Source organism: Ensifer sp. CCNWLY38 (assembly GCF_037120565.1).
GTDB classification, from domain to species: Bacteria; Pseudomonadota; Alphaproteobacteria; order Rhizobiales; family Rhizobiaceae; genus Ensifer; species Ensifer adhaerens_H.
On the sequence record NZ_JBBBBO010000014.1, the window covers coordinates 35,464 to 49,086 of the forward strand.

15 protein-coding genes are annotated in these 13,623 nt (G+C 60.9%); 13 read left to right on the forward strand and 2 right to left on the reverse strand.

The genetic code is table 11. The features are described from left to right. The first annotated feature begins 19 nt into the window (after positions 1-19). The 9 genes from V7S54_RS26375 (at position 20) to V7S54_RS26415 (ending at position 8,349) form a co-directional block, all read left to right on the forward strand. Positions 20-1,015 (forward strand): flavin reductase, encoded by a 996-nt coding sequence (locus V7S54_RS26375; RefSeq protein WP_336409208.1) that lies wholly within the window; start codon positions 20-22, stop codon positions 1,013-1,015. Between the two features lies 1 nt (position 1,016). Beyond that, complete coding sequence (locus V7S54_RS26380) at positions 1,017-2,531, forward strand: aldehyde dehydrogenase (protein WP_336409207.1); 1,515 nt, start codon at positions 1,017-1,019, stop codon at positions 2,529-2,531. A gap of 34 nt (positions 2,532-2,565) precedes the next feature. Beyond that, positions 2,566-3,642: an LLM class flavin-dependent oxidoreductase gene (locus V7S54_RS26385; protein ID WP_336409206.1), complete on the forward strand. Its 1,077-nt coding sequence runs from the start codon at positions 2,566-2,568 to the stop codon at positions 3,640-3,642. Positions 3,643-3,644: 2 nt separating this feature from the next. Next, positions 3,645-4,454 (forward strand): alpha/beta fold hydrolase, encoded by an 810-nt coding sequence (locus tag V7S54_RS26390; RefSeq protein ID WP_336409205.1) that lies wholly within the window; start codon positions 3,645-3,647, stop codon positions 4,452-4,454. Then, positions 4,447-4,836 (forward strand): carboxymuconolactone decarboxylase family protein, encoded by a 390-nt coding sequence (locus tag V7S54_RS26395; RefSeq protein WP_065373111.1) that lies wholly within the window; start codon positions 4,447-4,449, stop codon positions 4,834-4,836. Before V7S54_RS26390 ends, V7S54_RS26395 begins: the two co-directional genes overlap by 8 nt. 138 nt (positions 4,837-4,974) lie before the next feature. Next, a complete protein-coding gene (locus tag V7S54_RS26400; protein ID WP_336409204.1) occupies positions 4,975-5,805 on the forward strand; it encodes a transporter substrate-binding domain-containing protein in 831 nt (276 codons plus the stop codon). A gap of 60 nt (positions 5,806-5,865) precedes the next feature. Continuing rightward, positions 5,866-6,840: an amino acid ABC transporter permease gene (locus V7S54_RS26405; protein WP_336409203.1), complete on the forward strand. Its 975-nt coding sequence runs from the start codon at positions 5,866-5,868 to the stop codon at positions 6,838-6,840. Next, complete coding sequence (locus V7S54_RS26410) at positions 6,837-7,580, forward strand: amino acid ABC transporter ATP-binding protein (protein ID WP_336409202.1); 744 nt, start codon at positions 6,837-6,839, stop codon at positions 7,578-7,580. The genes V7S54_RS26405 and V7S54_RS26410 overlap by 4 nt, the downstream gene beginning before the upstream one ends. Positions 7,581-7,818: 238 nt before the next feature. Then, positions 7,819-8,349: an isochorismatase family protein gene (locus V7S54_RS26415; protein WP_336409201.1), complete on the forward strand. Its 531-nt coding sequence runs from the start codon at positions 7,819-7,821 to the stop codon at positions 8,347-8,349. Between the two features lie 192 nt (positions 8,350-8,541). Here the strand turns inward: V7S54_RS26415 and V7S54_RS26420 are convergent, their stop codons facing one another. Together V7S54_RS26420 and V7S54_RS33295 are read right to left on the reverse strand one after the other, a co-directional pair. Continuing rightward, positions 8,542-9,768 (reverse strand): bifunctional alpha/beta hydrolase/OsmC family protein, encoded by a 1,227-nt coding sequence (locus V7S54_RS26420; protein WP_336409200.1) that lies wholly within the window; start codon positions 9,766-9,768, stop codon positions 8,542-8,544. 42 nt (positions 9,769-9,810) lie between these two features. Then, the gene (locus tag V7S54_RS33295) at positions 9,811-9,996 is read right to left on the reverse strand and encodes a helix-turn-helix transcriptional regulator (protein WP_442892611.1); all 186 of its coding nucleotides are present in this window, start codon (positions 9,994-9,996) and stop codon (positions 9,811-9,813) included. A gap of 174 nt (positions 9,997-10,170) precedes the next feature. Here V7S54_RS33295 and V7S54_RS26425 point away from each other — a divergent pair, with 174 nt between their 5' ends. The 4 genes from V7S54_RS26425 (at position 10,171) to V7S54_RS26440 (ending at position 13,617) form a co-directional block, all read left to right on the forward strand. Further along, positions 10,171-10,341: a hypothetical protein gene (locus tag V7S54_RS26425; RefSeq protein WP_336409199.1), complete on the forward strand. Its 171-nt coding sequence runs from the start codon at positions 10,171-10,173 to the stop codon at positions 10,339-10,341. A 135-nt stretch (positions 10,342-10,476) separates the two neighbouring features. Continuing rightward, the gene (locus V7S54_RS26430) at positions 10,477-11,439 is read left to right on the forward strand and encodes a helix-turn-helix transcriptional regulator (RefSeq protein WP_336409198.1); all 963 of its coding nucleotides are present in this window, start codon (positions 10,477-10,479) and stop codon (positions 11,437-11,439) included. A 234-nt stretch (positions 11,440-11,673) separates the two neighbouring features. After that, positions 11,674-12,723 carry an alpha/beta fold hydrolase gene (locus V7S54_RS26435; protein WP_336409197.1) on the forward strand — a complete coding sequence of 350 codons (1,050 nt, stop codon included), beginning with the start codon at positions 11,674-11,676 and terminating at the stop codon, positions 12,721-12,723. Between the two features lie 96 nt (positions 12,724-12,819). Then, entirely contained in the window at positions 12,820-13,617 is a 798-nt protein-coding gene (locus V7S54_RS26440; RefSeq protein ID WP_336409196.1) for an ABC transporter ATP-binding protein, read from the forward strand. The last annotated feature ends 6 nt before the right edge of the window (positions 13,618-13,623 follow it).

Here is a 13,623-nt window from a genome sequence, read left to right on the forward strand (position 1 = left end):
GTGAGGAGGCAAGAAGCGCATGGTTGAGACAGCAGCATCGACGGACGTGGCGATTGATCCGATTGCGCTTCGCCGCGCCTTCGGCACGTTCGTGACCGGTGTCACCGTCATCACCACCCGCGACGAAGACGGCACCCCGCGTGGAATGACGGCGAACTCCTTCACCTCGGTGTCGCTAGATCCTCCGCTGCTTCTGGTTTGCGTTGCGAAGTCGGCTTCGAGTTATCCTGCTTTCACCAATGCGGGGTGTTTTGCGGTCAACATCCTCCATGAAGGACAGGTCGACGTCTCCGGAACCTTTGCCTCAAAATCCCCGGACAAATTCCAGTCGGTCACCCACGATCACATTCACACGGGCGCGCCGGTCCTGACTGACAGCCTGACCTGGTTCGACTGCACGACTTTCAGCACTGTTGATGCCGGCGATCATGCGATCCTGATCGGCGAGGTTCGGGCCTTTGGCACCAGCCCGACCGCACCGCTCGGCTTTTGCCGCGGCCGCTATGCCAGCGTCAAAGACCCATTGCCGAATGGCTGGCTTGCGTCGCATGGAATGATCATCGGCTATCTGATCGAAGCGGGTGACGGCCTGCTTCTGCGTTCGGACGGCAAGGGCGGCTGGGTTTTGCCGTCTGCGCGGCGACGCAAGGCAGACAGCCAGCTCGTCATCGACGGCGGCGATGCACTTCGGCTCGTTCCGGACGAGACCTTCCTCTACTCGGTCTTCGATGTCGCAGACAGCGATCCCGGCTATCTCGTCTATCGCGCCCGACTGGCGGGCGAGGGCGGTGCCGGCACCAGGCTGCCAGCTGATCTGCGCTTCTTCCCGCTCGACGATCTTCCAGATGATGCGATCGCGACGCACGAACTGCGATCCATGCTGCGACGCTACGTGCGCGAGAGGCAGGCGGGCCGCTTCGGCATCTACATGGATTCCGACGACGGCGGCCGTATCGCTATGATCGACGGCGAAGCCCGCACCTGGCTTCAGACCTCCCAAGACCAAGGACAATGATATGAAGACGACGGTCAGTTCCATCGAAGGTTCGCGCCAGATCCTGTTCATAGGCGGGCAGTTCGTGGCGCCGAAGAACGGCAATTACATCGCCAGTTTCGACCCGACGACGGGTGAGCCCTGGTATCATCTTGCCGAAGCGGATGCTGACGATGTCGAGGCCGCCGTGGCCGCTGCCAATGCCGCCTTTCGTGATCCGGCCTGGCGCTGCATGACGCAGACCGATCGCGGCGCGCTGATGCGCCGGCTTGCCGAACTCGTTCGCGCCAACGCCGACACGCTTGCGGAAATCGAGACGCGCGACAATGGCAAGCTGCTGAAGGAAACCCGGGCGCAGATGCGCTCCATGCCCGACAGCTACCACTATTTCGCGGGCATGGCCGACAAGTTGCAGGGCGAGACGATCCCGATCAATCGTCTCGATACGCTGAATTTCAATCTGCGCGAACCCTTGGGCGTCGTCGGCATGATCACGCCTTGGAATTCGCCGCTGATGCTTCTGACCGGCACGCTGGCGCCTTGCCTCGCAATCGGCAATACGGTCGTCATCAAGCCTTCGGAACATGCGACCGCCTCGACGTTGGCGCTTGCGGAGCTGATCTACGAGGCGGGCTTTCCCGCCGGCGTCGTCAATGTCGTGACCGGTACGGGCCAGAGTGCCGGCGAGGCGCTGACACGCCATCCCGGCGTTGCGAAATACGTCTTCACCGGCAGCACGGCCACCGGCCGACGCATCGCCGGCAACGCCGCTGAAAACCTTGTCCCTTGCTCGATGGAACTCGGCGGCAAGTCGCCTCACGTCGTCTTTGGCGATGTCGATATTGAACATGCGGTCAACGGCGTCGTCTCCGGTGTCTTCGCAGCTGCTGGTCAGACCTGTGTCGCAGGCTCACGCTGTTTTGTAGAAGCGCGCATCTACGATCGCTTCATTGAGGCGCTCGTCGCGAGGACACAACGCATCCGCGTCGGTCTCCCGACGATCGAGGACACCGACATCGGTCCGCTCGCGCTCGCCGACCAGCTTTCAAAGGTCGAATCCTACGTGGCCTCCGGCATCAAGGAGGGGGCGCGCATCGCTGCCGGCGGGCGGCGTCCGCAGCGGCAAGGACTTTCGTCAGGGGGCTGGTACTTCGAACCGACTGTGATGGTCGATGCCGAAAACGACATGACCTTCATGCGCGACGAACTCTTCGGCCCGGTGGTCGGCGTCATGCCGTTTCGCGACGAGGAGGAGATGATCCGGCTCGCCAATGACACACGCTACGGCCTGGCCTCAGGCATCTGGACCAAGGACATCGATCGGGCGCTTCGGTTCGCCAACCGGATCGATGCCGGGACCGTCTGGATCAACACCTACCGCTCCGCCTCGTTCATGTCCGCCAACGGCGGCTTCAAGGAAAGCGGCTATGGCCGGCGCGGCGGCTTCGAGGTCATGCACGAGTTTTCGCGATTGAAGAACGTCATCGTCGACTACTCCGGCGCGATGCAGGACCCCTTCGTCATCCGCCTGAAATGACAGCAAAAGCACGGGAACAGGAAAGGCAGAAAACATGAAGTTCGCAGTCTCCCTCACGATGGAACGCTTCTCTCCCGATATTCCGATGGAGCAGGTGAAGAGCAACCTGCTGCAGCTTGCGCGGCTTGCCGACGAAGGCGGCTTCGAGACGCTGTGGACTGCCGAGCACCACACGCTGGAATGCACGATCTCTCCCAATCCGTTCCAGACGCTGGTCTGGCTTGCCCAGCACACGGATCGCATCCGGCTCGGCACCTCCACGCTGGTCGCGCCCTATTGGAACCCGATCCGGCTCGCCGGCGAGTCGGCGCTCTGCGATCACCTGACCAATGGACGCCTGGAGTTCGGCATCGCACGCGGCTCGTACCAATACGAGTTCGACCGCATGGCAGGCGGCATGCCGCAGCAGGAGGGTGTGGCCTACATGAAGGAAATCGTGCCGGCCGTGAAGAAGCTCTGGTCCGGCGACTATGCCCATGAAGGGCAATACTGGAATTTCCCGATCACGGCTGCCGTGCCGAAACCCCTGCAGCAGCCGCATCCGCCAATCTGGGTGGCGGCGCGCGATCCCGGCACTTTCGACTGGGCGATCGCGAACGGCGCCAGCATCCTGTCGACACCGCTCTCCGCTCCGGAGGCCGAGATCCACGTGCTCTCCGAGAAGTTTCGCAAGGCGGTTGCCGATCATCCCGAGGTACGGCGTCCGCGCTTCATGATGCAGCGACGCACCTGCGTCTACGACCGGCCGGATGGCCGGGAGCGCGCGGTCAAGCACAGCATCGACTACGGCCGCGCCTTCGAAAACCTCATGCAGAACATCGGGACCGTACGCGAGGGGTTCCCCGAAGCGGTGCCCTATGAGGCGGTCAAGGGCAAAGACAACTACAACCCGGAAAACATCCGCAAGAATCTGATGTTCGGCACGCCGGACGAAGCGATCGAGAAGCTGCTGGTCTATGAGGCTGCCGGCGTGGACCAGTATTGCCTGGGCCTGACCTTCAATCTGCCGTTCGAGCTGCAGAAGCGGACGCTGGAATTGTTCGTCAGGGAAATCATGCCCTTCTTCGCGGCGCGTGAGAAGGAACAGAAGCGCGTTGCGGTGGGTGGCTGACGATGGCAGGGGCTCAGCGCCATACCATTGGAGAGGTGACGCTCAACTACCGCATCGAAGGGGAAGGCGAACCGCTCGTCTGCATCCATGGCGTCGGCTCCTATCTCGAGGCATGGTCGGGCGTGGTAGAACGCCTGAAGGAACGGTTTACGATCCTGACATTCGACCTTCGCGGGCATGGCCGATCCAGCCGGGTCAAGGGCCGGTACGAGATCGATGATTTCGTCAACGAGACGCTGGGTCTCGCCGACGCGGCGGGTTTTCCCACCTTCCATCTTGCGGGCTTTTCGCTGGGCGGGCTGATCGCCCAGCGTCTCGCTCTGACCCATCTTGGCCGTCTGCGTCGGCTGGCGCTTTTGTCGACGGTCGCCGGCCGCACGCCGACCGAGCGTGAGCGGGTTCTCGATCGCCTGGCCGCACTCAGGGCCGGCACGCCTGCCGATCACCACAACGCCTCGCTGTCGCGCTGGCTGACGGAAGACTTCCAGGCGCGCCACCCGGACGTGGTCGAAAGGCTAAGGGCACGGGACGCCGAAAACGATCCCGACTGCTACGCGGCCGCCTATCGCGTGTTGGCGGAAACGGATTTCGGCGGTTTTCTCGACCAGATCCGCTGCCCGACGCTAATCGCTACCGGCGAGGACGATGCCGGCTCCAACCCGCGTATGGCGCGCTACATGCATGAGCGCATTCCCGGTTCGCAGCTCCGCATCCTGCCGGGCCTGCGCCACTCCATCCTCATCGAGGCGCCAGACGTCGTTGCATCGCTGATGGGCGAGTTTTTGTGCCAGGGGGAGACGGTCGATGGATGAGGCGCTGCGGGCAAGGGGAGAGGCTGTTCGGCGCAGGGTGCTCGGCGACGACTATGTCGATCGCGCGGTCGACAACAGCGACGACTTCTCGCGTCCCTTCCAGGATCTGTTGAACGAATATTGCTGGGGCACCGTCTGGACGGACGAGGGCCTCGATCTGAAGTGCCGCAGCCTGCTCAACCTCGGAATGCTTGCGGCGCTCAACCGAATGCATGAGTTCGGCATCCATTTTCGCGGGGCGATCCGCAACGGTCTGACCGATGAAGAGCTTCGCGCGGCACTCGTTCAGATCGCGATCTACTGCGGCATTCCCGCGGGCGTCGATGCCTTCCGCGTCGCGCGGAGCGTCCGCGATGAGATGGCCCAGAAAGGAGAACGCTGACTTCCACGGTTTCTAGGAAAGGGCAGCTCCGCGCTCCCTCGTATCGCCGGAAGACGGAAGGCCGCCTGAGAACTCAAGATCAACCCGATGGCAGGAAGAGGATCCTGTCAAAACAGAATGACAAAAGGGAACGAGAGCATGAACACATTTGCAAAACTCACCGCGGCTGCATCGCTTGCGCTGTCGCTCGCGACGGTTCCGGCGCACGCCGGTGCCGTACTCGACCACGTGCTTGATGCAAAGACACTGAAGGTCGCGACCGACGCCAACTGGGCGCCACAATCCTTCATGAACGAAAAGAACGAGATGGATGGCTTCGACGTCGATGTCGCCAAGGAAATCGCCAAGCGGCTGGGTGTCGGCGTCGAGTTCGTCACTCCGGGTTGGGACATCATCACCGCCGGCAACTGGCAGGGGCGCTGGGACATGCATGTCGGCTCGATGACGCCGACCAAGGAGCGCGCCAAGGTCTTCGATTTTCCGGCGGTTTACTACTACACCCCGGCCGCCGTGGCCGTTCACAAGGACAGCCCTACGGTCGGTTTGATCGATCTGGACGGCAAGGTTGTCGGCGCCACGGCGACATCGACCTTCGAAGCCTACGCCAAACAGGATTTGACGCTCGATGCCGCCGGCGCCCCTGCCTTCGAATACTCGTTCAAACCGAAGGAAGTGAAGTCTTACGCCAACTCGACGACTGCCTTCGACGATTTGCGCCTTGGTGACGGTGTCCGCCTCGATGCGGTCGTGTCGTCGCTGCCCAGCATCCGCGACGCGATCAGGGCCGGTTATCCGATCAAGCAGGTTGGCGACCCGGTCTTCTACGAGCCGCTCGCTGTCGCCGTCGAACACGGTGACAAGGAACTGAGCGACAAGATCGCCGAAGTGATCAAGGCGATGCAGGGTGATGGCACGCTGAGCAAGCTTTCTGAGAAGTGGTACGGCGTCGACTACACCATCGTGAAGTAAGGCAGCCCATATCTGGCGGTCCGGGAGACCGGGCCGCCCTTTGTCCAAAAGGGACCAAAGATGCTTTATCCGGATACAGTCGAGTCCGAAATACTCGTCCACAAGCCGTGGTTCGTGGCCAGTATTTTCGCCACCGTCCTCACTGCCTTCACGGCCTTCGGCCTGACCGGCACGACGATGGGCGAACTGATGCGCCCGGTGATCGGCGAGCCGCTCGAAAGCGGGTTCTACGGCCGTTTTGCGACCGCATTCGTCGTGGCAGTGCTCTTCTGCCTCAACATTGTCCTGATCGGTTTTGCGAGCCTCAGGGTTCAGATCGCCGTCGTCTGGCTCGAGTTGCTCGCGCTGTTCCTCGCCTTCTTCCAGACCTTCAATCTCAGCCTGCCATTTATCGAGGAGAAGTTGCCGTTCCTCATCGCGCAAGGGTTGGTGACGACGGTCTACGTTTCCGCGATCTCGATTGTGATTGCATCGGCGATCGCCATCCTCGGCGCTGTGGCCAAGCTCTCGAGCAACGGCTTCGCCTATGCGATTGCCAGCTTCTACACGTCCTTCTTTCGCGGCCTGCCGCTCTTGATGCAGGTGTATCTGATCTATCTCGGCCTGCCGCAGCTCGGCTTCATCATCGACGCGGTGCCGGCCGGCATTCTGGCACTTTCGCTCTGCTACGGTGCATACATGACGGAGATCTTCCGCTCCGGCATCCAGAGCATCGATCGCGGCCAGTGGGAGGCATCGCGCTCCATCGGCTTCGGCTTCGGGCTGACGATGCGCAAGGTCATTCTGCCACAGGCGCTGCCGGTCATCATTCCGCCGACCGGCAACCAGTTCATCTCGATGCTGAAGGATAGCTCGCTGGTCTCCGTCATCGGTGTCTGGGAGCTCATGTTTCTCGCCCGCACACTGGGCCAGAAGACATTCCAGCACATGGAAATGCTCATATCCGCCGCAATGCTCTACTGGACCATGTCCATCGCTCTCGAGTTGATCCAGTCCCGCATCGAACGTCACTATGCCAGGAGCAAGGTCAGATGAGTGCTGAGACCATCATCGACGTCAGAAACGTTTCCAAGTGGTACGGCGCCTTCCAGGTGCTGACGGATATCAACCTGACGGTTCGTAAAGGCGAGCGCATCGTCATTTGCGGCCCGTCCGGCTCCGGCAAGTCCACGTTGATCCGTTGCTTCAACCGCCTGGAGGCGCACCAGGAGGGTGAGATCGTCGTCAACGGCATCAACCTGCATGCCAAGATGCGCAATGTCTCGGACGTGCGGCGCAATGTCGGAATGGTGTTCCAGCATTTCAATCTGTTTCCGCACATGACCGTCTTGATGAACTGTATGGTCGGGCCGATGTGGATCAACGGCTTACCGGAAGCAGAGGCGCGGGCAAGGGCGCTCACATTCCTGGAGCGGGTACGAATTCCGGAACAGGCCAACAAGTTCCCCGTCCAGCTTTCTGGCGGACAACAGCAACGCGTCGCGATCGCGCGCTCGCTCTGCATGCAGCCGGCAGTGATGCTGTTTGACGAGCCGACATCCGCGCTCGACCCGGAGATGGTGTCGGAGGTTCTGGACACCATGACAAGCCTGGCCAAGGACGGCATGACGATGGTCTGCGTCACGCACGAGATGGGATTTGCGCGGGCGGTTGCCGACCGTGTGATCTTCATGAACTGCGGACAGATCGTCGAGGAAGCAAACCCGGACGAGTTTTTTACCAATCCCAGGCACGAGCGGACGAAACTGTTCCTCAGCCAGATACTGAAGCACTAGCAAGGTATCTCGTCGTCTTCAGGCTTCAAGATCGGCTTGGGGTCGCCTGGAGAAAGGAAGACCCGATCGACCTGTTGCCGGATGCTGTAGCACTAACCTGATCGTCCGTCGCCGCGATTGACACGATACGTCCCGTCGACGTTGAATGAGGCGAGGGCCGTTCGGTGATTTGCGAATTCGGCCACCTGGTTACTTCGAAGCGAGCGGGCGGGAAAGCGGGAGGACAGCAGTGTCATATATGGATGATTTGGACGTCGCCGATGCGGCTTTGTTGATCATGCACTATCAGGCCGACGTCTTTTCGATCCTGGCAAACGAGGTTCCTGCGGATCTGCTCGATCGCGCCAATTCACTGATTGCGCGGTGGCGTGACACTGAGAACCCCACCATCTTCGCGAATTTTGCGGTCGATTATGAGACGCCCTGTGAAAACAACATGTTGATCAGCAACATCATGAAGACAGGTTTCTTTCGTGACCCGGCGCCCGTAAGTGGGCTCGATGTAGCCGAAGGCGACTGGCGATACGCATGTCCGCGCGCCAATGTATTTCATGGCACGACTTTGCACCAAGACTTGCAGGCAAAAGGCATCAAGACGTTGGTCATGGCTGGGATAGCGACCAGCGGCGTCCTTTTTTCCAGCGTCGGGTGGTCAAGCGATGCAGATTATAAAATCTACATCGTCCGTGACTGCTGTTTTGATCCCGACACAGTTGCGCACGACGCACTTTTCCGGACGAGCTTCGCCACACGGGCTACCATCGTTTAGCTAGATCGTCGCTGATTTCGCCTTCGCCTGTAGCGCGAGGACTCCAGCGCGTTCGGGCAGCGCAATACGTCCCAGTGAGGCTGACGCGCGCCACCGCGGGTTCTTCAAGTCGGGCATGCACGACCCCCTGGGTCGCCCGCGCAAAGCCTTGCGTACGCGTTCGGGGCTGGTCCGATGGGAGAGACCTCGGAATTATCTTACGGCCGTCTCTATCTTGGCTATCCCTTCCAGCGTTCGATGGACTGGGCATTTGTCGGCGATTTCGGCGATTTTGGCGCGAAGCTCAGCCGAGACCTCGCTGTCGACCGATATGACCCGCTCGAACCGGTCGATCTTTCCACCATCGGCGCGTTCGGATGCAGCGCATTCTTCGCAATCCCTCGCATGGACCTTGGAATGCGAGACTTCCACCTTGATGCGCCCAAGCGCGAGCTTCTTGTGGTCGGCATAAAGACGCAGCGTCATCGAGGTGCAAGCAGCGAGCCCGATCGAGAGGAAGTCATAGGGCGACGGACCGGAATCCAGCCCGCCCGCACTTTGTGGCTCGTCGGCAAAAAGGCGGTGGCTGCCGGCCTGGACCGAGTTCTGAAATTTGCCTTCCCCCGTTTCCATCACGCCAACCTGCTCCATCGGTCTCGTGCCCTGTGGCGGGTCAGCCACGAGATAGCGGCCCAGCCATTCCGCAATGATCCGGGCGGCGAAGGCGGCGTCGGCAGGATCGGTTAGCAGATGGTCGGCCTTGTCCAGCGAGACAAAGCTCTTGGGGTGTTTTGCCGCGTGGAATATGTCGCTCGCATTCTCGATACCGACCGTTTGATCCAACGGAGCATGAAGAATGAGAAGGGGCTTTTTCAGCGTCGCGACAGCATCCAGGATGCGATGCGCGCGGGCGTCTTCCACGAATTGTTTTCTGATCAGGAACTTGCGCCCCACAAGATCGACCTCGGCACCGCCGCGATCCTCGATCTCCTTGAGGCTGGCCCCGAAGTTCTTCAGGACGTGGCCGACATCGGCCGGCGCCCCGATCGTCGCCACCGCGAGGACTTCTGGAATGTCTCTGGCGACGGCGAGAACTGCGGCACCGCCCAGGGAATGGCCGATCAACAGTGACGGGGCCTCGAAGTGTCGGCGCAGATAGTCTGCAGCCGAAAGCAGGTCGGCAATGTTGGAGGAGAAATTGGTTGAGGCGAACTCACCTTCGCTCGATCCCAAACCGGTAAAATCAAAGCGGAGGACCGCGATCCCTTCACGCGCAAGTTCGGCCGCGACGTGACGCGCCGCTGCCAGATCCTTCGAGCAGGTGAAGCAGTGGACGAAAATCGCGTAGGCCCGCACGGGACCGTTGGGGAGGTCGAGACGAGCGCCGAGGGTTGCACCGGAATGGCCTGCAAATTCAAGTCGTTGAGTGTTGAAATTCATGGCGATGCTCCTTTGAGGAGAACAAGTATGTGGCTGAGGTCTTCAGTGGCGTCGCACGCGACGCCACTCCGCCGGACTTATTCCGACGGTCTGGCTGAAAGCCCTGGTAAAATGAGCCTGGTGGACCCCAACGCCTCTGGCGCAGGCTGACGATCTTCGCGCCATCGAAGGGCGATCCGAAAGGGCTATGGCGTTGGAATGCCGCGGTTCTTCATAGCGCCCAGCCATGCTCCTGCCTCCCGCGTCTCGATAACCAGGACGAGCCTGCGCTCATATCTTATTGACGCCAAATCAGGCGCTTAGGTCAAGAAGGCGAGCTTGAGGCGTATCAATGACGCCGTGCCCGCTATATGCATGGGAATGCGGGCAGTGCTGAGTGGGCTTGTTCAGGATGGGATCAGGATGGACGACAACAACATCATCAAGTTTGAACGACCGAAGCCAAAGAAGGAGGCCAAGCCGGTCAGTCCAACGCAGCGAAAGGCGTTGGTTTGGCTGGCGCTGGTAGCCGCGTTGATCGCGGTGTGGTCATACTACCAGTTTGTCGCGCCGCCGAGCTTGCCTGGGCACTAGGGCCGATTTGTCTTTGACTCCGGCGACGCCTGGATTAGCGTTATTTTTCCGATCGACCTGCGCTCTACGGCGCGCTGCTTCTGGCGATTTCGCTTGAGAGGAATGCGGACGGGGAAGACCTAAGGGGGAGACGAGTTGGCGGATGCAAGAAATCCCGAACCGTGGGGCACCCTGATCATTGCCGATGGCTTTTGCGGGGATATCTTTGCCACGCAGCGGCGCCTGCGGGGCCAGCTTCTTGACGGTTCCTTCATCCGATACGCGCCGGCGCGCGACCTCGCGGCCCATATGCTTCTCCGTCTCGATGATCTTGCAGCCTGCTGGTCTCTTGCAACCCACTGGCTGCGAAAAGAGCTTGAATGCCACCGGGTCGATGCCGGGTTTGGCGCACCTCATGCAACGACATATCTCCCGAGCCTGGCTGAAGCGAAGGACGCCAATTACGATGTTCCTACGCTTGGCGGATCGGTGGTCGACAATCATGATCCAATCATGCAGGCGATGTGGCTCGCGCCACGTCCGGTGGTCTTTGCCGACATAAAACAGGACCGCCGCTTGCAGATGCGGTTGCGGCAAAGACTGTCGAAGGCTCGGACAAAGACGAAGTTCGGGGGCGCGCTTCGGGCCGGCAATGGCAGCTACGGCCTGATCTGCGCCGACTGGACGGAGCATTTTGCTCCCAACGACTCGAATATCTATGATCGCTTCGAGCAGACGGTGGTCGACGTGCTGGGCCCGATCATTGCCGTTGCCAAGGCGATCGACGACCGGGAACATCCGGATCGGGGCGGACGCGCGCAGGGTGTGCCCGCTGGCATCGCCGATGGATCGCGCAACGTGTCGGCCGTGACGCTGACGGTCTCGGAGACCGAGGTCGCCAGACTGGTTGCGAAGGGTATGAGCTACAAGGAAATTGCCCTCATTCGCGGCAGGTCTTTTTCGACGATCGATCATCAGCTCAGGAGCATCAGGCAGAAGACCGGTGTCTCGAGCACATCTGCCCTTATCAGTCTGCTCGCCAGGATGGATCTGCCTCAGCGTGAAGTAGCGGCGAACCGCGATGCCGACAGGGACGCGCATTCGCGGTCCGAGGTGTAATCCTCCGGCCTCAAATAGATTTACCCAAAAACACCAAGCCGCCAACGGGTCTCTGTGCTGCGCGCTCCGGGCGTGATCGGCATCGCGAATCTTCGCAATGGACGGTTTGGAGCAGCCGCCGCTATCAATTGAGGTGCGCACCTCAATTGAAGTCCGACTTCTCATGAGGGGCGATGGCATCGACGGGGAGGACGAGATGACCAAGGGATTTTTTACGGAACTGGGGTCGCCTCGATGATCGAGAACCTCTACTACGCCCCGGCAACGCAGGGCGATTTCAAGCTTTATGATCTGGGTAACCTGATCCTTGAGAGCGGCGAAACGCTGCGGGGTGCCAAGCTCGCCTACCGTAGCTTCGGATCGTTGAACGCCGAAAAATCCAATGCGGTGCTGGTGACGACATGGTTCTCCGGCACCGGCAAGGTGATGCAGGACGTCTATGTCGGCCCGGGCCACGCCCTCGACCCCGCGCGCTATTTCATCGTCATCGTCGATCAGCTTGGCGGCGGTGTGTCATCGTCGCCGCAAAACACGCCCGGCCCACAAGCCATGGCGAAATTCCCCAAGCTTGGCATCGGCGACGATGTTCATGCGCAACATCGGCTGCTGACGGACCTGTTCGGGATAGAGCGGCTCGCCCTGGTCGTGGGCGGGTCGATGGGAGGGCAACAGGTCTATGAATGGGCGGTAAGGTACCCTGATATGGTCGAACGAGCGGCGCCGATTGCGGCGACGGCGCGCACCTCTCTTCACCAGCAGGTGTTCGTCGAAAGCCTCAAGGAGGCAATCACCTCTGATCCGCGCTGGAATGGCGGCTGGTATGGGTGTGGCCTTGACGTGCGCGACGGCATGGACCGGATGGCACGGCTTGTGGCGGTGCTTGGCTGGTCCACGCAGTTCTACCAGGAGGAGCGTTGGCGCAGCGTCATCGGCATGTCGTCGCTGGACGATTTCGTCAACGGCGTCATGAAGGCCTATTTCGAGCCGATGGACCCCAATGTCCTCCTGAGCGAAATGCACAAATGGCAGCGGGCGGATGTATCGCGGCATGCAGGCGGCGATCTGGCCAAGGCACTGGCCCGCATTTCGGCACGAATGATGATCATGCCGATCAGCCATGATCAGTTCTTTCCGCCGCGGGAATGCGAAGCCGACTGCGCGCTCGTGCCGGGAGCCCTGCTACGGACGATCCAGTCGCCAGAGGGGCACATGGGCCTGAACGGGTTCGAGCCAGGCTACATGAAGCAGGTCGACCGCTACCTGAACGAATTGCTCGCGGCCTGAACGATATCCCGATCCAGATCTACCGGCTCCCGTGCGCCCGCGCCCGGGGGATCGGCGGAGGCATGCCCAAGGACCGCGCCGGAGGACGCGATACAGATGAAAAAGAACACGGACAAGGCGCTGAACGTCAGGGGCGCCACCAAGACATACCGCACGCATTCAGGCGAGGTTCACGCCCTGCAAAACGTCGACTTGACCGTTCGGCAAGGCGAATTCATCTCGATCGTCGGACCGTCCGGCTGCGGCAAGACCACGCTCCTGTGGTCGATTGCCGGGCTGCACAGGCTCACATCCGGGGCCATCACTCTCGGCGAGGAATGGATCAAGCGCCCGCATCCAAGCATCGGAATGATGTTTCAGGAGGCAAACCTTCTGCCGTGGCGCACCATCCGCAAGAACATCGAGCTGCCCTTTGAAATCCGAGGACGGCGCCCTGATGCCAGCCGCATCGACATGTTGTTGCGCCGCGTTGGCCTCGACGGCTTCGATGGGAAGATGCCGCGCGAACTGTCTGGAGGCATGCAGCAGCGGGGGTCCATCGTGCGGGCACTTGCCAGCGATCCCACGGTTCTTCTGATGGATGAGCCCTTCGGCGCGCTGGACGCGTTTACCCGCGACGAGATGAACAAGCTGGTCGAGGAGATCTGGCTGGAGTCCCGCAAGACAGTGATCCTGATCACCCATTCCATCGCCGAGGCGGTCTTTCTGGCGGACAAGGTCTACATCATGAGCGCTCGTCCGGGACGGATCGCGCGGGTCGTCGACGTGCCATTTCCGCGGCCAAGGTCACTGGACCTGATGGAGAGCCGCGAGTTCTTCGATCTGGTGAATGCAATCAAGCACGAAATCCAGCACCAGCCGTCGGTCAAATCGGCGGTTGCCAAAGCGGTATGAGGGACG

Coding starts and splice junctions, on each gene's coding strand:
- V7S54_RS26375 (WP_336409208.1), top strand. CDS start 20: ATGGTTGAGACAGCAGCATCGACGGACGTGGCGATTGATCCGATTGCG.
- V7S54_RS26380 (WP_336409207.1), top strand. CDS start 1,017: ATGAAGACGACGGTCAGTTCCATCGAAGGTTCGCGCCAGATCCTGTTC.
- V7S54_RS26385 (WP_336409206.1), top strand. CDS start 2,566: ATGAAGTTCGCAGTCTCCCTCACGATGGAACGCTTCTCTCCCGATATT.
- V7S54_RS26390 (WP_336409205.1), top strand. CDS start 3,645: ATGGCAGGGGCTCAGCGCCATACCATTGGAGAGGTGACGCTCAACTAC.
- V7S54_RS26395 (WP_065373111.1), top strand. CDS start 4,447: ATGGATGAGGCGCTGCGGGCAAGGGGAGAGGCTGTTCGGCGCAGGGTG.
- V7S54_RS26400 (WP_336409204.1), top strand. CDS start 4,975: ATGAACACATTTGCAAAACTCACCGCGGCTGCATCGCTTGCGCTGTCG.
- V7S54_RS26405 (WP_336409203.1), top strand. CDS start 5,866: ATGCTTTATCCGGATACAGTCGAGTCCGAAATACTCGTCCACAAGCCG.
- V7S54_RS26410 (WP_336409202.1), top strand. CDS start 6,837: ATGAGTGCTGAGACCATCATCGACGTCAGAAACGTTTCCAAGTGGTAC.
- V7S54_RS26415 (WP_336409201.1), top strand. CDS start 7,819: ATGGATGATTTGGACGTCGCCGATGCGGCTTTGTTGATCATGCACTAT.
- V7S54_RS26420 (WP_336409200.1), bottom strand. CDS start 9,768: ATGAATTTCAACACTCAACGACTTGAATTTGCAGGCCATTCCGGTGCA.
- V7S54_RS33295 (WP_442892611.1), bottom strand. CDS start 9,996: ATGGCTGGGCGCTATGAAGAACCGCGGCATTCCAACGCCATAGCCCTT.
- V7S54_RS26425 (WP_336409199.1), top strand. CDS start 10,171: ATGGACGACAACAACATCATCAAGTTTGAACGACCGAAGCCAAAGAAG.
- V7S54_RS26435 (WP_336409197.1), top strand. CDS start 11,674: ATGATCGAGAACCTCTACTACGCCCCGGCAACGCAGGGCGATTTCAAG.
- V7S54_RS26440 (WP_336409196.1), top strand. CDS start 12,820: ATGAAAAAGAACACGGACAAGGCGCTGAACGTCAGGGGCGCCACCAAG.